This window comes from Terrihabitans soli (assembly GCF_014191545.1).
GTDB classification, from domain to species: domain Bacteria; phylum Pseudomonadota; class Alphaproteobacteria; order Rhizobiales; family Methylopilaceae; genus Flaviflagellibacter; species Flaviflagellibacter soli.
In genome coordinates this window covers 25563-48592 of sequence record NZ_AP023361.1, presented here as the reverse complement: position 1 = coordinate 48592, position 23030 = coordinate 25563, and the positions used below count along the sequence as shown (strand labels likewise).

General features: G+C 63.6%; 23 protein-coding genes and 1 pseudogene. 20 read left to right on the top strand and 4 right to left on the bottom strand.

The genetic code is table 11. The features are described 5' to 3' along the window. Nucleotides 1–58 precede the first annotated feature (58 nt). The 5 genes from mnmE to IZ6_RS00205 are packed head-to-tail and all read left to right on the top strand — an operon-like array spanning nucleotide 59 to nucleotide 5600. Entirely contained in the window at nucleotides 59–1360 is a 1302-nt protein-coding gene (mnmE, locus tag IZ6_RS00225) for a tRNA uridine-5-carboxymethylaminomethyl(34) synthesis GTPase MnmE (RefSeq protein ID WP_222876038.1), read from the top strand. A 10-nt stretch (nucleotides 1361–1370) separates the two neighbouring features. After that, entirely contained in the window at nucleotides 1371–3221 is a 1851-nt protein-coding gene (mnmG, locus tag IZ6_RS00220) for a tRNA uridine-5-carboxymethylaminomethyl(34) synthesis enzyme MnmG (protein WP_222876037.1), read from the top strand. A gap of 1 nt (nucleotide 3222) precedes the next feature. Further along, nucleotides 3223–3867: a 16S rRNA (guanine(527)-N(7))-methyltransferase RsmG gene (gene rsmG, locus IZ6_RS00215; protein ID WP_222877482.1), complete on the top strand. Its 645-nt coding sequence runs from the start codon at nucleotides 3223–3225 to the stop codon at nucleotides 3865–3867. 28 nt (nucleotides 3868–3895) lie between these two features. Continuing rightward, nucleotides 3896–4705, top strand: coding sequence for a ParA family protein (locus IZ6_RS00210; RefSeq protein ID WP_222876036.1), 810 nt, complete (start codon nucleotides 3896–3898; stop codon nucleotides 4703–4705). 25 nt (nucleotides 4706–4730) lie between these two features. Continuing rightward, on the top strand, nucleotides 4731–5600 hold the full coding sequence (locus IZ6_RS00205; protein ID WP_222876035.1) for a ParB/RepB/Spo0J family partition protein: 870 nt from the start codon (nucleotides 4731–4733) through the stop codon (nucleotides 5598–5600). 15 nt (nucleotides 5601–5615) lie between these two features. On the opposite strand, the gene holA is transcribed toward IZ6_RS00205, so the two are convergent. The 3 genes from holA to leuS are packed head-to-tail and all read right to left on the bottom strand — an operon-like array spanning nucleotide 5616 to nucleotide 9802. After that, on the bottom strand, nucleotides 5616–6620 hold the full coding sequence (holA, locus tag IZ6_RS00200; RefSeq protein ID WP_222876034.1) for a DNA polymerase III subunit delta: 1005 nt from the start codon (nucleotides 6618–6620) through the stop codon (nucleotides 5616–5618). Nucleotides 6621–6624: 4 nt separating this feature from the next. Beyond that, a complete protein-coding gene (locus tag IZ6_RS00195; RefSeq protein WP_222876033.1) occupies nucleotides 6625–7224 on the bottom strand; it encodes an LPS assembly lipoprotein LptE in 600 nt (199 codons plus the stop codon). Continuing rightward, nucleotides 7211–9802, bottom strand: coding sequence for a leucine--tRNA ligase (gene leuS, locus IZ6_RS00190; protein ID WP_222876032.1), 2592 nt, complete (start codon nucleotides 9800–9802; stop codon nucleotides 7211–7213). The genes IZ6_RS00195 and leuS overlap by 14 nt, the downstream gene beginning before the upstream one ends. A 214-nt stretch (nucleotides 9803–10016) precedes the next feature. On the opposite strand from leuS, the gene IZ6_RS00185 reads away from it, so the two are divergent. Together IZ6_RS00185 and IZ6_RS00180 are read left to right on the top strand one after the other, a co-directional pair. Continuing rightward, complete coding sequence (locus IZ6_RS00185; protein ID WP_222876031.1) at nucleotides 10017–10676, top strand: YggS family pyridoxal phosphate-dependent enzyme; 660 nt, start codon at nucleotides 10017–10019, stop codon at nucleotides 10674–10676. 31 nt (nucleotides 10677–10707) lie between these two features. Then, entirely contained in the window at nucleotides 10708–11541 is an 834-nt protein-coding gene (locus IZ6_RS00180; RefSeq protein WP_222876030.1) for a hypothetical protein, read from the top strand. Here IZ6_RS00180 and IZ6_RS00175 read toward each other — a convergent pair. Then, complete coding sequence (locus IZ6_RS00175) at nucleotides 11538–12539, bottom strand: adenosine kinase (RefSeq protein ID WP_222876029.1); 1002 nt, start codon at nucleotides 12537–12539, stop codon at nucleotides 11538–11540. The two genes, IZ6_RS00180 and IZ6_RS00175, sit on opposite strands and share 4 nt — an antisense overlap. Before the next feature lie 143 nt (nucleotides 12540–12682). On the opposite strand from IZ6_RS00175, the gene IZ6_RS00170 reads away from it, so the two are divergent. The 13 genes and pseudogenes from IZ6_RS00170 to lnt form a co-directional block, all read left to right on the top strand. Further along, nucleotides 12683–12955 carry a hypothetical protein gene (locus tag IZ6_RS00170; protein ID WP_222876028.1) on the top strand — a complete coding sequence of 91 codons (273 nt, stop codon included), beginning with the start codon at nucleotides 12683–12685 and terminating at the stop codon, nucleotides 12953–12955. 61 nt (nucleotides 12956–13016) lie between these two features. Then, nucleotides 13017–14054 carry a tryptophan--tRNA ligase gene (gene trpS, locus IZ6_RS00165; RefSeq protein WP_222876027.1) on the top strand — a complete coding sequence of 346 codons (1038 nt, stop codon included), beginning with the start codon at nucleotides 13017–13019 and terminating at the stop codon, nucleotides 14052–14054. A gap of 70 nt (nucleotides 14055–14124) precedes the next feature. Further along, complete coding sequence (locus IZ6_RS15995; protein ID WP_263971497.1) at nucleotides 14125–14259, top strand: hypothetical protein; 135 nt, start codon at nucleotides 14125–14127, stop codon at nucleotides 14257–14259. A gap of 102 nt (nucleotides 14260–14361) precedes the next feature. Further along, nucleotides 14362–14928, top strand: coding sequence for a NifU family protein (locus tag IZ6_RS00160; RefSeq protein ID WP_222876026.1), 567 nt, complete (start codon nucleotides 14362–14364; stop codon nucleotides 14926–14928). Nucleotides 14929–15005: 77 nt separating this feature from the next. Then, nucleotides 15006–15677 carry a tRNA (adenosine(37)-N6)-threonylcarbamoyltransferase complex dimerization subunit type 1 TsaB gene (tsaB, locus tag IZ6_RS00155; protein WP_222876025.1) on the top strand — a complete coding sequence of 224 codons (672 nt, stop codon included), beginning with the start codon at nucleotides 15006–15008 and terminating at the stop codon, nucleotides 15675–15677. Nucleotides 15678–15682: 5 nt separating this feature from the next. After that, nucleotides 15683–16171, top strand: coding sequence for a GNAT family N-acetyltransferase (locus tag IZ6_RS00150; protein WP_222876024.1), 489 nt, complete (start codon nucleotides 15683–15685; stop codon nucleotides 16169–16171). A 61-nt stretch (nucleotides 16172–16232) separates the two neighbouring features. Further along, a complete protein-coding gene (locus IZ6_RS00145; protein ID WP_222877481.1) occupies nucleotides 16233–16616 on the top strand; it encodes a Fur family transcriptional regulator in 384 nt (127 codons plus the stop codon). Next, on the top strand, nucleotides 16616–17464 hold the full coding sequence (gene olsA, locus IZ6_RS00140) for a lyso-ornithine lipid O-acyltransferase (RefSeq protein ID WP_222877480.1): 849 nt from the start codon (nucleotides 16616–16618) through the stop codon (nucleotides 17462–17464). The genes IZ6_RS00145 and olsA overlap by 1 nt, the downstream gene beginning before the upstream one ends. A 77-nt stretch (nucleotides 17465–17541) precedes the next feature. After that, nucleotides 17542–18924, top strand: coding sequence for a tRNA (N6-isopentenyl adenosine(37)-C2)-methylthiotransferase MiaB (gene miaB, locus IZ6_RS00135; protein WP_222876023.1), 1383 nt, complete (start codon nucleotides 17542–17544; stop codon nucleotides 18922–18924). Next, nucleotides 18921–19928 (top strand): PhoH family protein, encoded by a 1008-nt coding sequence (locus tag IZ6_RS00130; protein ID WP_225873946.1) that lies wholly within the window; start codon nucleotides 18921–18923, stop codon nucleotides 19926–19928. The genes miaB and IZ6_RS00130 overlap by 4 nt, the downstream gene beginning before the upstream one ends. Beyond that, the gene (gene ybeY / locus IZ6_RS00125) at nucleotides 19925–20410 is read left to right on the top strand and encodes an rRNA maturation RNase YbeY (protein ID WP_222876022.1); all 486 of its coding nucleotides are present in this window, start codon (nucleotides 19925–19927) and stop codon (nucleotides 20408–20410) included. The genes IZ6_RS00130 and ybeY overlap by 4 nt, the downstream gene beginning before the upstream one ends. Before the next feature lie 9 nt (nucleotides 20411–20419). Then, complete coding sequence (locus IZ6_RS00120; protein WP_222876021.1) at nucleotides 20420–21412, top strand: hemolysin family protein; 993 nt, start codon at nucleotides 20420–20422, stop codon at nucleotides 21410–21412. 4 nt (nucleotides 21413–21416) lie between these two features. Continuing rightward, nucleotides 21417–22985, top strand: a pseudogene (lnt, locus tag IZ6_RS00115) (apolipoprotein N-acyltransferase); the annotation flags it as partial. Nucleotides 22986–23030 lie beyond the last annotated feature (45 nt).

The following is a 23030-nucleotide window of genomic DNA, read 5'->3' as shown; positions in this document are numbered from 1 at the left end:
TCCCCGAAAAATGCAGCGGCCTTTGTCTTTACCCGCTACATGGTTTCACGTGAAACAAATGCGAGCCGACGAGACAATTTTTGCGCTGTCGAGCGCGCCGGGCCGTGCCGGCGTTGCGGTCGTGCGCGTGTCCGGACCGCAGGCGATGGCGGCGCTGAAAGCGCTGACCGCGCGCGTGCCCGAACAGCGTAAAGCGGAACTCGCAGAGATCCGTCATCCGACGAGCGGCGAGCTGATCGACAAGGGTCTTGTTCTTCTTTTTGCAGCGCCGCGTTCGGTGACCGGCGAAGACATCGCCGAATTTCATATCCATGGCGGACGCGCCTCCGTTGCCGGACTTCTCGATGCGCTGGCGCGCGTGGCGGGCCTCAGGCTCGCGGAGCCTGGCGAGTTCACGCGCCGCGCTTTTGAGAACGGGAAACTGGATCTCGCCGAGACGGAAGCGCTCGCGGATTTGATTGATGCAGAGACCGCCGCACAAAGACGCCAGGCGCTGCGTGGTCTCGACGGCGGCATAGGCCGCGCCGCAGAAGAATGGCGCGGGCGTTTGATCGAAGCGCTGGCGCTGTCGGAAGCGGAGATCGATTTTCCGGACGAGGGCGATGTGCCTGCCGGACTGATTGCGCGCGCCGCACAGATCGCAGGTGCGCTCGCCGCGCAAATCGGAAACACCCTCGCGCAGCAATCGGGGGAGCGTCTGCGCGAAGGCGCGGTCATCGTCATCGCCGGTCCGCCGAATGCCGGCAAATCGAGCTTCCTCAATCGCGTTGCCAAACGCGATGTCGCGATCGTCTCGCCTCATGCCGGCACGACGCGCGACATGCTCGAAGTGCATCTCGATCTTTCCGGCTATCCGGCAACGCTCATCGATACGGCGGGCCTGCGCGCGACGGACGATCCAATAGAGCAGGAGGCCTTGCGCCGCGCGGAAGCGCGCGCGTCCAATGCCGATCTCGTTCTCTGGTTCGACGATGCGGCGGCTCCGGACGCTCCGCCGCACAACATCGCCGCGCCGGTCTGGCGGGTGCGCAACAAGATCGATGTCGCGCCTTCATCCGGCGCGGACTACGCGATCTCGGCGCTGACGGGCGAGGGTGTCGATCAGCTTTTGAAAGCGCTCGGCGACTGGCTCGCGCGCGAACTCGCGCCCGCAGAGTCGGCGCTCATCACCCGCGAGCGGCACCGGCTGTCCCTGGTCGATGCGCAGGCGCATCTGTCCCGCGCCGCCTCCGGCATCGCGCCGGAACTCATGGCCGAAGAACTCCGCTTGTCCGCGCGGGCTCTCGGACGTATTTCAGGGCGCGTCGACGTCGAGGATCTGCTCGACGCGATCTTCGGTTCCTTCTGTATCGGCAAGTGATCTGTTTCACGTGAAACACCAGTTCGACGTTATCGTTGTGGGAGGCGGGCACGCCGGCTGCGAAGCCGCGGCGGCGGCCGCGCGCGCCGGGGCGAAGACGGCGCTCGTCACGCACCGCAGGGATACGATCGGCGCCATGTCCTGCAATCCCGCCATTGGCGGTCTCGGCAAGGGCCACCTCGTCCGCGAGGTCGATGCTCTGGACGGGCTCATGGGCCGCGTGGCGGACCGGGGCGGAATTCAGTTCCGGGTTCTCAACCGCCGCAAGGGGCCGGCCGTCCGCGGGCCGCGCGCCCAGGCGGACCGGAAGCTCTATGCCGCCGCCATGCAGGAGGCGATCTCCCAGCAGCCCGGCCTTGAGGTCGTGGAGGGTGAGGTCGACGATCTCGAACTCGCTGCGGGGAAGGTCTCCGCGGTCGTCCTGAAGGACGGCAGAAGGCTGTCCTGCGGGGCTGTGGTGCTGACCACGGGCACGTTCCTGTCCGGGCTCATCCATATTGGCGAATTCAAAACGCCCGCCGGCCGGGTCGGGGAGGCCCCCGCGCTGGGTTTGTCGGCCACTTTGAAGGCGCAAGGGTTCGCCCTCGGACGCCTCAAGACCGGCACCCCGCCGCGCCTTGATGGCGCGACCATCGACTACGCCGCGCTCGAACCCCAGCCGGGCGACGATGTGCCCGAGCCGTTCTCGTCGCTGACCGCGAAGATCGAGAACCGCCAAGTCCTCTGCCACATCACGCGGACGACGGCCGAGACCCATAAAATCATCCAGGCGAACATTCACCGCTCGCCGATGTATTCGGGCCAGATCGACAGCCGCGGCCCGCGCTATTGCCCGTCCATCGAGGACAAGGTGGTGCGGTTCGGCGAGCGCGACAGCCATCAGATCTTCCTCGAGCCGGAAGGGCTCGACGACACGACCGTCTATCCGAACGGCATCTCGACCTCGCTGGCCGAAGAGGTGCAGCTCGCGCTTCTGGCGACGATCCCGGGGCTTGAGAAGGTCCGTGTCGTGCGGCCGGGCTATGCCATCGAATACGACTATGTCGATCCGCGCGAACTGAACCCGACGCTCGAAACCAAGCGCGTCGGCGGGCTGTTCTTCGCCGGGCAGATCAACGGCACGACGGGCTATGAGGAAGCGGCGGCTCAAGGCTTGCTCGCCGGTCTCAATGCGGCGCGCATTGCCGGCGGCGGGCAGGGCGCGACGTTCGACCGGTCCGAAGCCTATCTCGGCGTTCTCGTCGACGATCTCGTCACACGTGGAGTGTCCGAGCCCTATCGCATGTTCACCTCGCGCGCCGAATACCGGCTGTCGCTGCGCGCCGACAATGCCGATCAGCGACTCACCGAAAAAGGCATCTCGCTCGGTGTCGTCGGCTCCGAACGCAGCGCGGCCTGGCGCGCGAAAAGTGCTGCGCTCGATGCGGCGCGCGAACTTGCGCGCTCGGTTTCGCTGACGCCGAACGAAGCAAAAAATTTCGGGCTGCAGCTCAATCAGGACGGCGTGCGCCGCACGGCTTTCGAGCTTCTCTCGCGTCCCGAAATTTCCGTCACCGATCTCGCGCACATCTGGCCGCAGTTCTCTGAGCTCGCGCCGAACATCGCCGAACAGGTCGAAATCGATGCGACCTATGCCGTCTATCTCGACCGGCAGACGGCCGACATCGAGAATTTCCGCCGCGAAGAAAATCGCGCCGTGCCGGACACGCTCGACTACGCGTCCATCTCCGGCCTGTCATCGGAACTGCGTTTGAAGCTCGAAGCCGTCCGCCCGAAAACCATCGGCCAGGCAAGCCGCATCGAAGGCATGACGCCGGCGGCGTTGACGCTTCTCGTGGCGCATGCGCGCCGCGCCGCGTGACATGAGCGGAGCTCAAACAGATCGGGCAAAAGCGCAGGCGCTCTTCCCGAACGTTTCACGTGAAACATGGGCGCGGCTCGACGTGCTCGTGACCCATCTTCAGAAGTGGCAGAAGACCATCAATCTCGTGGCGCCGAAAACGCTCGACGAGGTCTGGGTCCGCCATATCGCCGACGGCCTTCAGATCCTCGACATCGCCCCGCGCTCGGCGCGGGTGTTTGTTGATCTCGGTTCGGGCGGCGGCTTCCCGGGGCTTGTCCTGGCGGCCGTTCTGGTCGAGCGCCAGGGCGCCCATGTCCATCTCGTCGAAAGCGATCAGAGGAAGTGCGCGTTCCTGCGCGAGGCCGCCCGCGCCATGAATGTCGAGGTGACGATCCATAATGCCAGGGTCGAGGCCGCGCTCGAAAGTTGGCCGCACGGGGCGGACGTCGTAACGGCCCGGGCGCTCGCGCCGCTGAAAAAACTTATCGCCCTGGCCTATCCGCTGTTGAAAGCGGGGACGGTCGGGATCTTTCCAAAAGGGCAAGATGTAGAGTCTGAATTGACGGAAGCTACTAAATGCTGGACGCTTTCGTTGGAGCTGGTGCCGAGTCGCACCGAGGGGGCGGCACGACTAGCCGTTGTTTCCGAGGTAACGCCGCGCTAACCATGCTCCTCAAGGGCGGATGAGGCACATGAACGACATAGTGAAGGCGCCGCGTATTCTGGCAATCGCCAACCAAAAGGGCGGCGTCGGCAAGACGACCACGGCCATCAATCTCGGAACGGCGCTCGCCGCCATCGGCGAGAAAGTGCTGATCGTCGATCTCGATCCGCAGGGCAATGCCTCGACCGGCATGGGCATCGACCGGAAAAGCCGAAAGCTCTCGACCTATCATGTGATGGTGGGCATGGCGCAGATCCGCGAGATCGCGATGCCGACGGCGGTGCCGCAGCTCGATGTGGCCCCCTCGACCATGGATCTTCTCGGCGTCGAAATGGAAATCGCCGGCGACAAGAACCGCGCCTATCGTTTGCGCGCGGCGCTGAAGGGTCTGGCCGAAGACGGCGGCGAGCCCTACACGTATGTACTTGTCGATTGCCCGCCTTCGTTCAATCTTCTGACCATCAATTCGCTGGCCGCGGCGCAGGCGATCCTCGTGCCGCTGCAGTGCGAGTTCTTCGCGCTGGAAGGCCTGTCGCAGCTGCTGCGCACCATCGAGCAGGTGCGCAACACGCTCAATCCGGATCTGACGATCCAGGGCGTCGTGCTGACCATGTTCGACGGCCGCAACAATCTGTCGGGCCAGGTCGTCGCTGACGTCCGCGAATATATGGGCGACAAGGTTTTCGAGACGATCATTCCTCGCAATGTGCGGGTGTCGGAAGCGCCGTCCCACGGCAAGCCGGTCCTGCTCTATGACCTCAATTGCTCGGGCAGCCAGGCCTATCTGAAACTGGCGTCCGAAATCATTCAGCGCGAGCGCAAGCTCCGCGCGGCGTGACGCGAAATTCGGGAGATGTGACGTGATGGCAGATGAGGCGGCCCGGCCGCGGCTTGGACGTGGGCTTGCGGCCCTGATCGGCGATGTCGGCGAAGATGAGCAGGTCTCACAATCGCCCAAGCAGGGTCAGAAGCGCGTCCCGATCGAGTTCCTGCGCGCCAATCTGAAGAACCCGCGCAAGACCTTCGGCGAGGACGATCTTCAGGAACTGTCCGCCTCGGTCAAAGAAAAGGGCGTGCTTCAGCCCATTCTCGTGCGTGCCGTTCAGGGCGCAAACAATGTGTTCGAGATCATCGCCGGCGAACGCCGCTGGCGCGCTGCGCAGCGCGCCGGTATTCACGATGTTCCGGTCGTCGTGCTCGATATCGACGACAAGGAAGCGCTCGAAGTTGCGATCGTCGAAAACGTTCAGCGCTCCGATCTTAACGCGGTGGAAGAAGCTGCGGGCTATCAGGCGCTGATTTCGGCCTACGGTCACACGCAGGATGCGCTGGCGAAAATCATCGGCAAAAGCCGCAGCCATATTGCCAACACGCTGCGCCTGTTGAAGCTGCCGGACGATGTGAAGGCCGCGGTTCTCGACGGCAAACTCTCGGCCGGCCATGCGCGTGCGCTGATCAACAATCCCGATCCTTCGGGCGCCGCGAAGCGCATTATCGATGGCGGTCTGTCGGTGCGCGATGCCGAAGCGCTCGGCCAGTCGAGCGGCACGGCGAAAGCCAAAAAGCCCGGCCGCAAGGATGAGGACACGACGGTTCTCGAAAAGATTCTCTCGGACGCGCTCGGCCTCAATGTCGAAGTCGCGCACAAAGGTCCGGGCGGCCAGGTCATCATCCGCTATTCGAGCCTCGAACAGCTCGACGAGATCGCCCGCCGTCTGAAACGCGCGCGGTAATTTCAGCGGAAAGAGCTAGCGCCGCTTGGCTTCGAGCGCGATCGAGGCGAGCGCGCGCCGGGCGATTGTTTCACCTAAAGCACCGCTGCGGCGTCCTTCCAGAACAGCCTGCGCCAGCCGCTGCACGGCGGCATCCATCCGCGCCGTCGAAAAGCGCGACAGCGCCATCTCGACAAGGCCCTTGCGCCTGAAATGCAGATGCGGCCAGGCGCGCTCGATCTCCTGGCCGGACGCTCTGACCTTGTGCAGCTGGATCGCGTGGCGCAGCGCCGCGAGAAGCGCAGCGGAAGCGGGAATGCCCGAGGCATCGAGGGCCGCAAGTCCGCGCTCGAGCCCATCGGTGTTTCCGGCAAAAGCCGCATCCACCGCATCGTCGAGCGCCACCGCCGAGACATCGGCGACGGCCGCATCGACATGGGCGAGTGTCACGCGCTCCTCGCCATGTGCGTACAAAGCCAGCTTGTCGATTTCCTGGCGCGTCGCCATCCGGTCGGCGCCGAGTAGCGCCAGAAGCGCCTGCCTGGCATTGGGGTCTATCTTCAGCCCGGCCTCGCCGAGCTCCTTGTCGATGAGTTTGGAGATGCCGGCTTCGTTGTCGGCAAAGCACGGGAGCGCTGCGGCCTTCGGGCTCTTTTCGCACATGGTGCGGAGCGGCGCGCCCTTGCCCAAGTTTCCGGCCTCGACGACGATCCGCGCATCCGGCGCGGGCCCGGCAAGAAGCTTTTCGACGGCGGCCTGGATCGGCCGCGATCCGGCGCGGATCCAGATGGCGCGTCTGCCGCCGAACAAAGCAACGGTGTGCGCTTCATCGAGAAGGCGTTCGGGATCGGAGGCGAGATCGTCGCCGTCGATGCGGACGAGCGAGAAGGCATCGTTCGGATCGTCGACCGCGGATTTGGCGAGATGCGCGGCGCGCTCGGCGACAAGGCCGGAATCGGGGCCGTAAACGAGAAAGCAGAAAACGTTCGGATCGGGCCGGGCTACAAAGGCGTCGGCGCCGGCCGCTTTGATCGCCACCATGAAATCAGATGCCCGCGGGTTTCACCGCGACGACGGGGGCGGGCGGAACGCCATGTCCCGAGAAATGGGCAAGCAGCTTGGCGCGGATCTGTTCGACCACGACCTTTGCGGCGCGGTCTTCCGCATCGCGCTGGGCGCGCGTCGAGGCAAAGCGCTGGCGGTTGCGGGTATAGGTGGCGCGGCCGATGGCATTGCCCGAGACGATCGGAATGCCCTTGTTGATTTCGACCAGCACATAGGACGCATCGACGCCGGCGGTCTGCAGCTGCGGACGGCTGGTGAACGGATCGACGATGGCGACCTGGGCGGCGATCACCTGGACGGTGATGTCGAGCCGGTAACGCGGCGCGGTCGGGACCCCGGCGCCCCCGGTCAGGGTGAAGATGAGGTCGTTGCGGATTTTCTGACCGACCCGACCGTCGATCGGCAGGATGTCGACCTGGGCCAGTCCTGCTTCCGGGCTGACGGCAATGGGAGCCCCCGGTCCGGTCGAGGCAACGACCGGGCCCTGGGCATACATGGGCTGGAGGCAGCCGCCGAGGCCGAGGGCAGCGAGAAGCAGAACCCCGATGCGGCCAAAGCGCTTGGTATCAGACCACGACATTGACGATCCTTTGCGGGACGACGATGACCTTTTTCAGCGGCTTCCCGTCACTAGCGCGTACAACAGAATCGAGCTTGCGGACAGCCTCTTCGACCTCTGCGGGGCTCGCCCCGGCAGGAACCGTGATCTCGTCGCGCTTCTTGCCGTTGATCTGCACCGGGAGCGTAACCGTATCCGAGACGAGAAGCGAGGCCTCCGCCTCCGGCCATTTCGCCTGTGCGACGAGGCCTTTGTGCCCGAGCGCCGTCCAGCACTCTTCGGCCAGATGCGGCATCATCGGGGCGATGAGCTGGATGAGGGTCCGGCCCGCTTCGCGCAGGGCCCAGCCCAAACTGTCGTCCGCCTGTTTCGTCCGCGCCACACCGATGGCGTTGGCCAGCTCATAGATCTTGGCGACGGCCACGTTGAAGCGGAGCCCCTCGATATTCTCGTCGACCGCGGCAATGGCCTGATGGGTTGCGCGGCGGAGCGTCAGCGCATCCTCCGAGAACGCGGCAGGCTTGGCGCCGTCCGCCACGGCGGCGATGTCGGTCACGATGCGCCACAGGCGCTGGACGAAACGGCCCGCGCCTTCGACGCCGGCTTCGGTCCAGATGACGTCGCGCTCCGGCGGACTATCGGACAGCATGAACCAGCGCGCCGTGTCGGCGCCGTAGCGGGCGATGATGTCGTCCGGATCGACGACATTCTTTTTCGACTTCGACATTTTTTCGATCGAGCCGATCTCGACCGCGCCGCCGGATTTGGTCTTGGCCGTGCGCGTTGCGCCCTCGCCGGTAATGACGATGTCGTCCGGCGACACCCATTCGCCGTTCGCCCGGTAGGTTTCGTGGACGACCATGCCTTGCGTGAAGAGGCCCGCAAAAGGCTCGTCGAGCGTCGTGTAGCCCGCCTTCTTCATCGCGCGGGTGAAGAAGCGCGAATAGAGCAGATGCAGGATCGCATGCTCGATGCCGCCGATATACTGGTTGACCGGCAGCCATTTGTCGGCGGTGGCTTTGTCGACGGGCTTGTTCAGATGCGGCGTGGTGAAGCGTGCGAAATACCACGACGAGTCCACAAACGTGTCCATCGTGTCCGTCTCGCGGCGCGAAGGCTCGCCGCAGACCGGGCAGGGCACATGCTTCCAGGTCGGATGATGATCGAGCGGATTGCCGGGACGATCGAAGGTGATGTCGTCGGGCAGGCGCACCGGCAGCTGATCGTCCGGCACCGGCACGGGGCCGTGCTTCTCGCAATGGATGATCGGGATCGGGCAGCCCCAATAGCGCTGGCGCGAAATGCCCCAATCGCGCAGGCGATAGTTCACCTGGCGCTTGCCGACGGGGCGGTTGCCGAGGCTTGCAGCTTCGAGCTTTGCCGCCACCGCATCCTTCGCCTGCTGTACGGACATTCCGTTGAGGAACTCCGAATTGATCAGCGTGCCGCCGTCTTCGGAATCGGCTTCCTTCAGCGGCAGGCTGTCCGTCTTCGGATCGCTTGAGACGACGCGGGTAATGGGCAGCCGGTATTTGGTGGCGAATTCGAAATCGCGCTGATCGTGCGCCGGGCAGCCGAAAATCGCGCCCGTGCCGTAATCCATCAGGATGAAGTTGGCGACATAGACCGGAACCTTGCGCGACGGATCGAGCGGATGCACCGCGGCAACGCCCGTGTCGTAGCCGTGCTTTTCCGCCGTCTCGATGGCGGCCGCCGACGTGCCGGTCTTGCGCGCTTCGTCGATGAAGGCGGCGAGTTTCTTGTCGGATTTCGCCACCGCCTGCGCAATCGGATGATCGGGCGCGACGGCCACAAACGCCGCGCCGAACAGAGTGTCGGGACGTGTGGTGTAAACTTCGACTTCCGAGAAACCGTCCGGCGCGCCTTCCAGCATGAAGCGGACGAGCAGGCCTTCCGACTTGCCGATCCAGTTCTTCTGCATCAGCCGGACTTTTTCCGGCCAGCGGTCGAGCGTGTCGAGCTTCTGCAGAAGGTCTTCGGAGAAGTCGGTGATCTTCAGGAACCACTGGGTCAGTTCGCGGATCTCGACCGGCGCGCCCGAGCGCCAGCCATGGCCGTCGATGACCTGCTCGTTTGCGAGCACGGTGTTGTCCACCGGGTCCCAGTTCACCTTGGACTGTTTGCGGTCGACGAGCCCGGCTTTGAGGAAGTCGATGAACAGCTTCTGCTGCTGGGCGTAATATTCGGGATCGCAGGTAGCGATCTCGCGCGACCAGTCGAGCGACAGGCCCATGCTTTTCAGCTGGCCACGCATGGTGGCGATGTTCGAATAGGTCCATTCGCGGGGATGGACCTTACGCTCGATGGCGGCGTTCTCGGCCGGCAGGCCGAAGGCGTCCCAGCCCATCGGGTGGAGAACATTGAAGCCCTTGGCCCGCTTCACCCGGGCGACGACATCGCCCATGGCGTAGTTGCGGACATGGCCCATATGGATGCGCCCCGACGGATAGGGGAACATCTCCAGCACATAATAATGCGGGCGCGGGTCGTCGTTTTTGGCCTTGAACGTCTCGGCCTCATCCCAGGCTTTCTGCCATTTGGGTTCGGCGCTGCGGGCGTCATAGCGCTCCGTCGTCATGATACTGTGAGCCTTCCGGAAAAGTTGCCGGAAATTGGCTCCTCAGAGCGGCGGGGTCAACCTCGATCCTCATCCTGAGGAGGGCCGAAGGCCCGTCTCGAAGGATGGGCCGCGAGTCCCGTTCCTGCCGCCCATGGTTCGAGACGCGATGCTTTCGCATCGCTCCTCACCATGAGGCCTTCGCAATCACCTCTCTTCGTGCTTTAGCGGTCGCATGACCACCCTCTCAAACCTCGCCGAGATCAGAGCCCGCATCGCCGCTGCCGAGAAGTCCGCCGGGCGTCCTGCGGGGTCGGTGAAGCTGGTCGCCGTGACCAAGACGTTTGGGCCCGAGGCCGTCGAGCCTGTCATCGGGGCGGGGCAGAGGATCTTTGGCGAAAACCGGGTCCAGGAGGCCGAGGGCAAATATCCGGCCCTGAAGGAAAAGCATCCCGGGATTGAGCTTCACCTCATCGGCTCGCTGCAATCCAACAAGGCGGAGGAAGCGGTCGCTCTGTTCGACGCCATCCATTCTGTCGACCGGCCGAAGATCGCCGGGGCGCTTGCCAAAGAGATTCAGAAGCAGGGCCGGGCGCCCAGGCTCCTTATTCAGGTCAATACCGGCGCCGAGCCGCAAAAGGCCGGCGTTCTGCCGGAAGCGACGGACGCCTTCGTCGCCGCCTGCAGGAGTGAGTATGGGCTGAACGTCACCGGCCTGATGTGCATCCCGCCGGCGGAGGAAAACCCGGCGCCGCATTTCGCGCTGTTGGAGAAGATCGCCAGGCGCAACGGCCTCACCGAACTCTCAATGGGCATGAGCTCGGATTTCGAAAGCGCCATTTCCTTCGGCGCGACCTATGTGCGGGTGGGTTCGGCGATTTTTGGGGTGCGGTGACCGCATGATATTTGCGCGAGTTCCTAAGCATTTGGCAAAAGCCGTGGCGAGCATGAGCCCCGAGATGCGCAAGCATAGATATCTCACGGCCGCAGGGTTTGTTATCGCGCAATACCTCCGGAAGAACTTTGCTGCGCAACGGCTGCAGAACTTTCTTGAGGCATATCGCGACCCCAGTGGCGGCATGAGCTATCAATACAGCACGAGCGTCACAATGATGGGTGAAACGATATTTCTTCTGAGAAGATCTCCCGGCTTCACCGAGTTCTGCCGCAGACTTAAGTCGCGCGATCTTAGGGCTGCGTTTCTCGAGGCGCTTGCCGCACGCCTCTTCATGCAGGGTGGCTGCATCATTCATGCAAGACCCGAGAGCATGAACAAGGGCGAAGACTTTGATTTTTCTGTTGTCCGAGGGGGCGAGGAAATAAATGTCGAAGTAACGTCATTGACGTCTCCCGTCTTTGCGGAATCTACGCTCGTGAATACCTTGGCTCGAAAGAAGGGTCAGCTACCGTCAGATAAGCCGGCGATCATTGTATGTATGTACCCCGCGGCCTGGTTTGCTGACGATCCAACGGCCGCCCTGTATGTTGTCGCAAATCGGTTCTTCGGCAAGTCTAGGCGAATAAATGCCATCGTTTTCTTGGCGGAACACTGGCTCAGCGACGAAGCATTGTTGAACGGCGGGCTGATCGTGTCCCGTCAGGAATTCTTCAATGGCAATCCGCGTCATCCGGCAGACTTAACATTCCTACGACAAGAGCTGCCGCCGGTTCCGACCTCCGTAGAGCAACTTTTGATTAATGCGGTGCCGGTCCAGCAGGAATCCGAGTTCTATCGTTGGGTCGACGCCTGTTTGGCCTAGCCCAAAAACCCGTTCTCCGCCGCAAAGCCGGCAAGGCTGCGCTGCGGACGCGCGCCCATGTGAGACAGGCATTCAGCCGCGGCGAGTGCGCCGAGGCGAAGTGAATCTTCCACCGTCAGATTGCGCGCAAGGCCCGTCAATACACCGGCCGCAAACAAGTCTCCCGCGCCGGTCGCATCGATGACGCGCTCGATGGGGAATGCCGGAACGGCGGTCGTGTTCGCCCTGTCGATGAAGATCGCGCCCTTCTCGCTGCGCGTCACAACGGCGGACGGAGCGTCCTTGCGCAGCGCGGCGACAGCCGTATCGAAATCAGATGTTTCGTACAGCGCCTTCGCTTCGTGCTCGTTGGCGAAGACGAGATCGACGCCGCCCGAGCGGATGAAATCGAGAAAATCCTGGCGGTGCCGGTCGACGCAGAAGCTGTCGGACAAAGTGATCGACACTTTGCGTCCCGCCTCATGGGCGATCTCGGCAGCTTTCAGGAACGCGCTGATCGCTTCCGGCGGATCGAACAGATAGCCTTCGAGATAGATCATGCCCGAGGCGCGGACGAGTTCCGCATCGACATCGGCCGTGCCGAGGCCCTGACTGGCGCCGAGAAACGTGTTCATCGTCCGCTCGCCGTCCGCCGTCACGAGAATGGTCGAGCTTGCGGTCGCGGCGCCTGACGTCGCCGCCGGGGTCGCGAAATGGACGCCTGCCGCGCGGATGTCATGGGCGAAGACGGTGCCGAGCTCGTCGTCCCGCACCTTGCCGATGAACGCGGCCTTGGCCCCGAGCGAGGCAACGCCGGCGCAGGTGTTCGCGCCCGAACCGCCTGAGACATAGATCGGGCTGCCGATCACATCGTACAGAGCCTTGGCCCGCGCCTCGTCGATCAGCGCCATCGAGCCCTTGGCCATGCCCTCCTTGACCAGAAGGTCGTCCTCCACCCGGGCCAGAACGTCGACAATGGCGTTACCGAGGCCGAGCACGTCATAGCGGGGGGAGGTCATGTGGGCGCTTTCAACAAGAGAAGATGGCGGTGCTTAGCGGGGCGCGGGGCCGAAGCCAAGGCCACCCACGTCCTCAATCCCTTCCTCAAGGAAAGTGAGCGGGGCTAAGCTCGCGCGGACGATCTTGGGGAGACGAATATCCAATGGCAAAAACGGCTAAGGTGCCCGCGAAGGCGGCGCGCAATGCGCGGCGTCTGATGAGCGCTCTTTATATCAACGGGATGGCGATCGCGGTGGCGGCCGTCGGCATCATCCCGGTGGTGATGGACGAAGATCCGACCCGATGGACCTGGAATCCGCGGAGCTGGCTCGACGCCGAAGACTTCGACAATCTGAAAATCCTGCTTTTCGCCTGCACGCTCAGCGCTGGGCTGCACTGGTTTGCCCGGCGCAGGGTGGCGGAAATGGAGGATTGAGGCAGGGCTTGCGCGGCCCCTCGGCCATTGCGATAAGGCGCGCCACTCCGGAATTCCCAAAATGACCACCACATTCCCGCCGCGCGTGTTCTCCGGCGTCCAGCCGACCGGCAATCTGCATCTCGGCAATTATCTCGGCGCGATCCAGAAATTCGTCGCGCTGCAGCATCAGCATGAGTGCCTCTATTGCGTGGTCGATCTCCACGCCATCACGGTGGCGCAGGATCCGAACGAGCTGACGCGCACCATCCGCGAAGTCGCCGCCGCCTTCATCGCGGCGGGCGTTGATCCGAAGAAGAACATCATCTTCAATCAGAGCCAGGTGTCGGCGCATGCCGAGCTCGCCTGGATTTTGGGCTGCACGGCGCGCATCGGCTGGCTGAACCGGATGACGCAGTTCAAGGAAAAGGCCGGCAAAGACCGCGAGAATGCGAGCGTTGGTCTGTACACCTATCCGGTGCTGATGGCCGCCGACATTCTGGCCTATCGCGCAACGCATGTGCCCGTCGGCGAAGATCAGAAGCAGCATCTGGAACTCGCGCGCGACATCGCGCAGAAATTCAACAATGATTTTTCCGCCAGCATTTCGGCAAAAGGTTATGGCGACGCGTTCTTCCCGCAGCCCGAGCCTTTGATCCAGGGCGCAGCCGCGCGCGTGATGAGCCTGCGCGATGGTTCGAAGAAAATGTCGAAATCCGATCCTTCCGATCAGTCGCGCATCAATCTCACCGACGATGCGGATGCGATTGCGTCAAAGGTCCGCAAGGCCAAGACGGACCCGGAGCCGCTGCCGTCGGAGAGCGCAGGTCTCGAAGGCCGTCCGGAAGCCGCAAATCTTGTGGGTATTTACGCGGCGCTCGCCGGCACAGAACAGGATGCGGTGCTGAAACAGTTCGGCGGCGGCCAGTTCTCGGCCTTCAAGAATGCGCTCGTGGACGTGGCCGTCGCAAAGCTCGGCCCCATCGGCGCCGAGATGAAGCGGCTTGTGTCCGATCCGGCCTCGATCGACGCGATCCTCAAGGACGGCGCCGAGCGGGCCCATGCCATCGCCGCGCCGAACATTGCCGCCGTAAAGGATATTGTCGGCTTCGTCCGCTGAGGCGACCCTTCCCTAATCGGGAACGAAAAGGCCCTGCCGGGGTTTGTCTCCCCACAATCGGGAGACAGAAATGAACCGCGGAATTCTTATCGGAGTGATCATCGTTCTGGCCGGCGCGGTCGCCATCTTTGCCTATCAGGCCCATGAGCGTGACGAAAACACGCTCGATATCAGCATCGGGTCGGGCGGCGTTAAGGTGAACTGACCCTTCTGCCGGGCCGTTTTGCATTCCGGGCGCAAGCTTCATATCTATAGGGCGAGCGCCCGGCCCCGCGCCTTGAACCCGGCGGCCTGACGGAAAAGAGATATGTTCATCCAGACCGAAGCCACGCCGAACCCGGCAACCCTGAAATTCCTGCCCGGCCGCGATGTGCTGCCCGGCGGCACGCTCGAAATCACATCGCTCGACGCGGCCAAGAAATCGCCCCTGGCCGAGCGGTTGTTCGCGGTGCCCGGCGTCGGCGGCGTCTTTTACGGTCAGGATTTCATCACCGTGACCAAGACGGGCAATGAGGACTGGCAGCATCTGAAGCCGGCCATTCTCGGCGCCATCATGGAGCATTACCTCAAGAATCAGCCGCTTCTGGCCGATGGCGTCTCCGCCACCGGCTCGGTCGAAGACGGCGAATTCTTCGAGGAGGACGATGCGGCCCTCGTCGGCACGATCAAGGAGCTGATCGAGACGCGCGTCCGCCCGGCCGTCGCCCAGGACGGCGGCGACATCACCTTCAAGGGCTATCGCGAAGGCGTCGTGTTCCTGAACATGAAGGGCTCCTGCGCTGGCTGCCCGTCTTCGACGGCCACGCTGAAGCAGGGCATCGAAAATCTCCTGCGCCATTTCGTGCCGGAAGTGCAGGAAGTGCGTCCCGTCTGAGGGAAAGCCCCTCGCGCGCTATCGCCTTTCCACGGCCGCAGTGTAAATAACCTTCAGTTGAGGCTGGGACAGATCGCGTGCGCGTGCTCGCCATCGATACGGCGCTTGCGGCCTGTTCCGTGGCGCTCATCGACACATCTCCGGACCGCGTGATCGCCAGGGCCAGCCTGCCGATGGAGCGCGGCCATGCGGAAGCGCTCCTGCCGATGATCGATCAGGTCGTCGGCGGCTCCGCGGGTCTGAACGGCATCGACCGTCTCGCTGTCACCACAGGTCCCGGAAGTTTCACCGGAATTCGCGTCGGGCTGTCTGCGGCGCGCGGCCTGTCGCTCGCCACCCGCAAGCCTCTCGTCGGCGTCACGACCTTGATTGCGCTGGTCGCGCCGGCTCTGGCGCTGACGGATGGACGCGCCGTCGCCGCGGCGATCGATGCGCGGCATGGCCGCGTCTTCTTCCAGATCTTTGCGCCCTCCGGCCTGGGACTCGTGCCGGCGCGTGTCCTGACGGCGAAGGAAGCGGCGCGCATGGCCGGCGAAGGCTCGGTACGGCTTGTCGGATCGGGTGCCGCCATCGTTCAGGAAGCCTCGAAGATCAAACACGAAATAGTCCCCGACAGTTTTGCGCCCGATCCGGTCTGGCTGGCGCGCCTCGGCGCATCCGCGCCGGTGCCCGAGCGTCTGCCGCGGCCGGTCTATCTGCGCCCCGCCGATGCGACGCCGCCGGCCTCCGGCCAGATCCCAAGGGTCTGACGCCGATGGGGCTGTTCGACTTCTTTCGCAAAGTGGAGTGGCGGGTCGATCCCGCCCAGCCGAAGCACGCAGCGCAGATCGCCGAACTGCATGCGGCCAGCTTTGCCCGCGGCTGGTCGGTCGCCGAGATCGAGCGGCTGATGGCGGATCGAAATACCGTCACCGATATTTTGCGGGCGAAGGCGCGCAGCCAGACGATCGACGGCTTTTCCCTGTCGCGGATTGCGGTTGACGAGGCGGAGCTGCTGTCGATCGCGGTGTCATCCAAGCGTCGCGGAAAGGGTGGAAGTTCGCCGCTTCTCGCGCGGCATCTCGCCCGGCTTCAGGCCGCCGGCGCGCGCCGTGTGGTCCTCGAAGTCGACGAACAGAATGTCCCTGCCCTTCGCCTCTATGCCCGGTTCGGCTTTTCCGAAATCGGCACGCGCCCTGCTTACTATGCAAGGCCGGACGGAACGCGCGGCCAAGCGCGTGTTCTCGCCCGCGCCCTGGGCTGATATAGAGGTCGCCGTGGATCACAACTCAATCGAAGATCAATGCGCCGCCAAAGGCATGCGCATGACCGAGCAGCGCCGGGTGATCGCCCGCGTGCTCGAAGCCGCGACCGATCATCCCGATGTCGAGGAGCTGCACCGCCGTGCCGCAAAGATCGACAACCGCATTTCGATTGCGACGGTCTATAGGACCGTCAAGCTGTTCGAGGATGCGGGCATCGTCGCAAAACACGATTTCCGCGACGGCCGCTCGCGTTACGAGCCGGTGCCGGACGAGCACCACGATCATCTGATCGATCTTCGCACCGGCAAGGTCGTCGAATTCCGCGACGAGGAAATCGAGCGTCTGCAGGCCGAGATCGCGCGTCGTTTAGGTTTCAAGCTCGTGGATCACCGCATGGAGCTTTATGCGGTGCCCCTGAAAGATCAGAAGGACGACACCAAGTGATGGCGCCCGTCACGGCATCCGCCGTGATCGCGCTCACTTTGTTTCTTCTGCCTTTTCAATATGCCGTGCTCAAACTTGCGCCGCACCGCGGCGGCGCGATCCCGCATTTCTATCACCGCGCCGCCTGCTTCATTCTCGGCATTCGCCGCGTGGATGTCGGCGCGCTCGCGACGCAGCGTCCCCTTCTTCTTCTCGCCAATCACGTCTCCTGGCTCGACATCGTCGTGCTGTCGGCGGCGATGCCGGTGAGTTTTGTTGCAAAAAGCGAAGTCGGCGCCTGGCCGGGCATAGGCTTTCTCGCCCGCCTGCAGCGGACGATCTTCGTCGACCGCGCCCGCCGGACGGCAACCCGCGGCACCGCCAGGGATATTGCCGCCCGGCTGAATGCCGGCGATGCCATGGTTCTGTTCGCCGAAGGCACGTCGAGCGACCATAACCGGGTGCTGCCTTTCCGTTCGGCCCTGATCGGCGCCGCCCGCGAGGCCCTTTCTCTAGAGGGGGCCGAGGGCGGCTCGGCGGAGGTTTTCGTCCAGCCGGTCTCCATCGCCTATCCCCGCCGCCATGGTCTTCCCGTGCTGCGCCGGGAGCGTCCTGACATTGCCTGGTATGGCGGCATGACCCTGCCTAACCATCTGTGGAACATCATGAAATTTGGCGGCCCGGAGGCGGTGGTGTCGTTCGGCCGGCCGATGGCCGTGACCGCCGAGACCGACCGCAAGGACATCGCCCGGCGGGCCGAGGCCGAGGTCCGGGCCATGACCCTGCGGGCCCTCCGCGGCGAGGCCCCTTCCGCTCCGGCGGAGCCCTCCGGCGAGCTGGCTATTCTCTTGGAGGCCCAAACCGGCTAAAACCGGGGTCCGGCTTTTGCATTGCAGGACGAAAGGGACAGGCGCGTACTCCGCGCCGGAGCGGCATTCCGACTTTGATGAATTCACATCCAAAGAAGCTCTTCGTCCGGTCCTATGGCTGTCAGATGAACGTCTACGACGCCCAGCGCATGGCGGACGCGCTGGCTCCTGAAGGCTATGTCGAGACGCAAACCGCCGAAGACGCCGATCTCGTCATCCTCAACACCTGCCATATCCGCGAGAAGGCGGCCGAGAAGGTTTATTCGGAACTCGGGCGCATGCGCGAAATGCGCGCCGAGCGAAAGGCCGCTGATGGCAGCGATGTGATGATCGCGGTGGCGGGCTGCGTGGCCCAGGCCGAAGGCGCCGAGATTCTAAAGCGCGCGCGGGGCGTCGATCTTGTCGTCGGCCCGCAGAACTATCACCGCCTGCCCGATCTTCTAGCGCGTGCGAAAAGCGGCCGCGTCGTCGACACCGAATTTGCGGTCGAAGATAAATTTGCGCATCTGCCCGCCGCGAGCGCCGCGAAAACTCTGGCGCGCGGCCCGGCAGCGTTTCTCACCGTGCAGGAAGGCTGCGATAAATTCTGCACCTTCTGCGTCGTGCCTTATACGCGCGGCGCGGAAATATCGCGGCAGGTGTCGCAGATCATCACCGAGGCTGAGCGTCTCGCGGACCATGGCGTGCGCGAGCTCACTCTGCTCGGCCAGAACGTCAATGCATTTCACGGCGAAGGCCCGGACGGAAAAATCTGGAGCCTCGGCCGCCTGTTGCGCCGCATCGCTGAAATCCCGGGTATTGCGCGCCTGCGCTACACCACAAGCCATCCGCGCGATATGGACGATGAGCTCATCGCTGCGCATCGCGATTTGAAACAGCTGATGCCGTATCTGCATCTTCCCGTGCAGTCGGGCTCGGATCGCATTCTCGATGCGATGAACCGCGGCCATACGGCGAAAGATTATCTGAAGCTCATCGACCGCATCCGCGACGCTCAGCCCGATCTTGCGCTGTCGTCCGATTTCATCACCGGCTTCCCCGGCGAAACGGATGAAGATTTCCAGGCGACGATGCGGCTGGCGCGCGACGTCACATTCGCTTCGACCTTCTCGTTCAAATATTCGCCGCGCCCCGGCACGCCCGCCGCCGATATGGATCAGGTGCCGGAAGAGGTGCGCTCGGCGCGCCTTCTTGAATTGCAGGCGCTGCTCGAAGAGCAGCGGCAGGATTTCAACCGCTCCAGTGTCGGCCGCGTGATGAGCGTTCTGTTCGACCGCGCCGGCCGTCATCCCGGGCAAATCGCCGGGCGTTCGCCCTATCTGCAGCCGGTGCAGATCGAATCGGATACAGTTTCAATCGGCGACGTTCTTCCGGTGAAAATCGTGTCGAACGGCCGCAACAGTCTGTTTGGTATTGTGGAAGCTCAGCCGCAGAATGCGGAAATGGAGGCGGTGGCGTGACAAGTCCGGTCCCTGCTCCGAAAACATCCGAAATCGTCCTGACTTTTGACGACAATCGTCTGGCGTCCGGAATCTTCGGCAGCCACGATCAGAATCTTGCTTTTCTCGAGCGGCGCCTTGGTGTCGAAGTCACGCCGAGCGGCAATCATGTCGCGATCCGCGGCAAGCCCGACGCTGTGGCGCAGGCCAAGCGCGTGTTTGAAACTCTGCTGGCGCGCGTCAAGCGCGGCGAAGATGTCGGCCTCGGCGATGTCGACGGCGCCATCCGCATGACCGGCGATCAGGCAAATCTGTTCGGCTCGGGCGGCGGCCCGCGTCCGGGCATGACGCATATCTCGACGCGCAAGAAAACCGTCGTTGCGCGCACGCCCGCGCAGGACGCCTATATGCGCGCGCTCGGACAACATGAGCTCGTTTTCGGCATCGGTCCGGCCGGCACCGGCAAAACCTATCTCGCGGTCGCGCATGCTGTGTCCATGCTCGAGCGCGGCGAAGTCGATCGCATCGTTCTGTCGCGTCCCGCCGTCGAAGCCGGCGAGCGTCTCGGCTTTCTGCCGGGTGATATGCGCGAAAAGGTCGATCCCTATCTGCGCCCGCTTTACGATGCTCTCTACGACATGCTGCCGCCGGAGCGCGTCGAGCGCGGGCTGGAATCCGGCGTCATCGAAATCGCGCCGCTGGCCTTCATGCGTGGCCGCACGCTGTTCAACTCCGTCATCATTCTCGACGAAGCGCAGAACGCGACCGCGATGCAGATGAAAATGTTTCTGACGCGTCTTGGCGAAAATTCGCGCATGATCGTCTGCGGCGATGCCACCCAGATCGATCTGCCCTCCGGGCAGATGTCGGGCCTCATTGAAGCAACGCGCCTGCTCGCCGATGTCGAAGGCATTTCCGTGTGCCGCTTCGGCGAAGCCGATGTCGTGCGCCACGAACTCGTCGGACGCATTGTCCGCGCCTATGAGGCTTCCGATCGCGCGAAGCTTCCCGGGGGCGGAAAGTGAGCCCCGTTGTCGATGTGGTGGCGGAAAGCCCGCTCTGGAGCGCGCGCGCCGGTCTCGAAGAGATCGCCAGGCGCGCGGTCGATGCGGCGTTGGCCGAAGCGCGCCGTCCCTACATGGAAGATGCCGAGCTCGCGGTCATCCTCGCCGACAATGCGAAACTGAAAGATCTGAACCGCGATTGGCGCGACAAGGATCAGCCGACCAATGTTCTGTCCTTTCCGGCGGCCGAAGGCGAAGAGATCGCCACCGCGCCGCTGCTCGGCGATCTTGTTCTGGCCTTCGAGACCGTGGCCGATGAGGCCGCGCGTGAAGGCAAAAGCTTCGATGCGCATTTTGCCCATCTTGTCGTTCACGGCACCCTTCACCTCTTCGGCTTCGATCATATGAATGATGAAGACGCCGAAGAGATGGAAAACCTCGAGCGCGCGGCTTTGGCCCGCCTCGGCATAGACGATCCCTATCTGGAGACCGAGCCCCGCTAGGGCATTCCCATGGCCAACGACGATTCCAGCCGAAGTAGTACGGCGTCTGAAGATCGCGGTCTTCTCGACCGCCTGAAAATCATGCTCGGCCTGAAGCAGGCGCCGACCCTGCGCGACGAAATCGAGGATGCTCTTGCTGAAGATGCCGGCGAAGATGCGCCGGACTTTTCGCCCGAGGAGCGGGCGATGCTCAAAAACATCCTCGGCCTGCGCGAACAGCATGTCAGCGACGCCATGGTTCAGCGGCCCGATATCGTGGCGGTCGCGGGCGAGACCTCGCTCGACGAACTTCTGATCAAGTTCGAGGAAGCCGGTCATTCGCGCCTGCCCGTCTATGGCGAGACGATCGACGACCTGAAGGGCATGGTCCATATCAAGGACGTTCTGTCCTATCTGACCAAGCGCTCGCGCACGCGCTCCAAGGCCAAGCGCCTGGATCTCGGCAAGCCTGATCTCGACGTGTCGATCATCGATGCCGATCTCGTGCGCGAAACACTGTATGTACCGCCGAGCATGCCGGCGAGCGATCTTCTCGCCAAGATGCAGGCCAACCATATTCACATGGCGCTCGTCATCGACGAGCACGGCGGCACGGACGGTCTCGTGACGATCGAAAATCTCGTCGAAATGGTCGTCGGCGATATCGAAGACGAGCACGACGAAGCGGAAGGGCCGATGATCCGCCGCGGCCGCGACAACACTCTTATCGCGCAGGGCCGCGCGCCGGTCGAAGATCTCGTTGCGAAATTGCCGGACATCGACCTGTCGGATCTTGCCGACGAGGTCGATACGATCGGCGGGCTGCTTGTGATGCTGGCCGGCCGTGTGCCGGTGCGCGGCGAAATTCTCGCCGGTCCCGGCGATCTCGATTTCGAAGTGCTCGATGCCGATCCGCGCCGCGTCAAGCGCGTGCGCATCCGCCGCCGTCCGGAAGCCGCATCCGAGCCGGCGCCATCGAAAGCCGGCGCAACATCCTCACCCAGCGAGACGGAAGCGGGATAGACGCTTGCGGCTTGCTTTGCCCGTCCACCTTCTGGTCCTTCTCGACGGCAAAGCGCGCGTTCTCGTGGCGGCAGTCGTCGGCGCGGTCTCGGCGTTGGCCATGCCGCCTTACGATCTTTGGCCGGTTCTTTTTCTGACATTTCCCGCGGCTGTGCTGATCCTCGACGGCACCGGCGGCGGCCGCGCCGGTCTGCGCGATGCAGCCATTGCCGGCTTTTCCTTCGGTTTCGGCTATTTCCTTGCGGGTCTGTGGTGGATCGGCATGGCGTTCTTCGTGCCGGGCGACAGCTATCAATGGATGATGCCGTTTGCGGTTCTCGGCCTGCCGCTGCTTCTTGCTCTCTTCACCGGGTTTGGTTTTGCGCTGGCCCGTGCGTTCTGGTCGAACGGTCCGGGCCGCATCCTCGCTTTCGCGTTCGGTCTCTCGGCGTCCGAATGGCTGCGCGGTCATCTCCTCACCGGCTTTCCGTGGAACGAGTTCGGCTATGCGCTCGCCAATACGTCCTGGATGGGGCAATCGGCGAGCGTCTTCGGCGTCGAGGGCCTGACGATCATAGCGGTGGCGGTTTTTGCGGCGCCGGCAACGCTCAACGACGAGACGGGAATCTGGCGCTTCCGGCCGCCGGCGATTGCGCTCGGCGCCCTCGCGGCGCTCGCGCTCTTTGGCTTGGCGCGTCTTTACATCAGCGGCGAGACGCAGTTCACGGACACCAAAGTCCGCATCATGCAGCCGAACATCCCGCAGGACGACAAATTCCGCGCCTCCGCCAAACCCGAGATCATGGCGCGCTATCTTTCGCTCTCGCAGCAGAAGACATCCGAGAACGGCACGCTGGATGAGGCCGATATTCTGGTCTGGCCGGAATCGGCCTTCCCCTTCTTCCTCGCCCGGACGCCCGACGCCCTGGCGCAGATCGGCGGACTCCTGTCCGACGGCCAAATCCTTCTGACCGGGGCGGCGCGGCTCGACGAGGACGGCGTGCCGGGCAAAAGGCGCGTCTTCAATTCCATTCACGCCCTCGGCAGCGACGGGTCGATCCTTGCGACCTATGACAAGGTACATCTCGTCCCGGGCGGTGAGTTCCTGCCGTTTCAGAGTGTCCTCGAAGCCATCGGCTTCCGGCAGCTGACGCGGCTGCCCGGCGGTTTCACGCCCGGCGAGGCGCCGCACAACATCACGCTGCCCTCCGGCCTGAAGCTCGGGCCGCTGATCTGTTACGAGGCGATCTTCCCGACCGGCGTTTATGACGAGGAGCGGCCCGATGCCCTTCTCAATGTCACCAATGACGGCTGGTTCGGCGACACGCCGGGCCCCCATCAGCACTTCGCTCAGGCCCGCGTCCGGGCCCTCGAACAGGGCCTTCCTTTGATCCGCGCGGCGAACACCGGGATCTCCGGAGTAGTGGATGCTCTTGGTAGAACCTTAGTCTCGCTGCCGCTTGCAGGCGAGGGCATTCTGGACACAAATTTACCTGTGGCTTCAAGGACTACGGTGTATTCTGCCTATGGACTTTGGCTGCTCGTAATAATGTATTTTACAACTATTGTAGGGGCCGTCCTGACCCCCGGTGGGTTTGACTTTACTCCTGCAGGCAACCATTCTGCCGCGCGTGTGGGC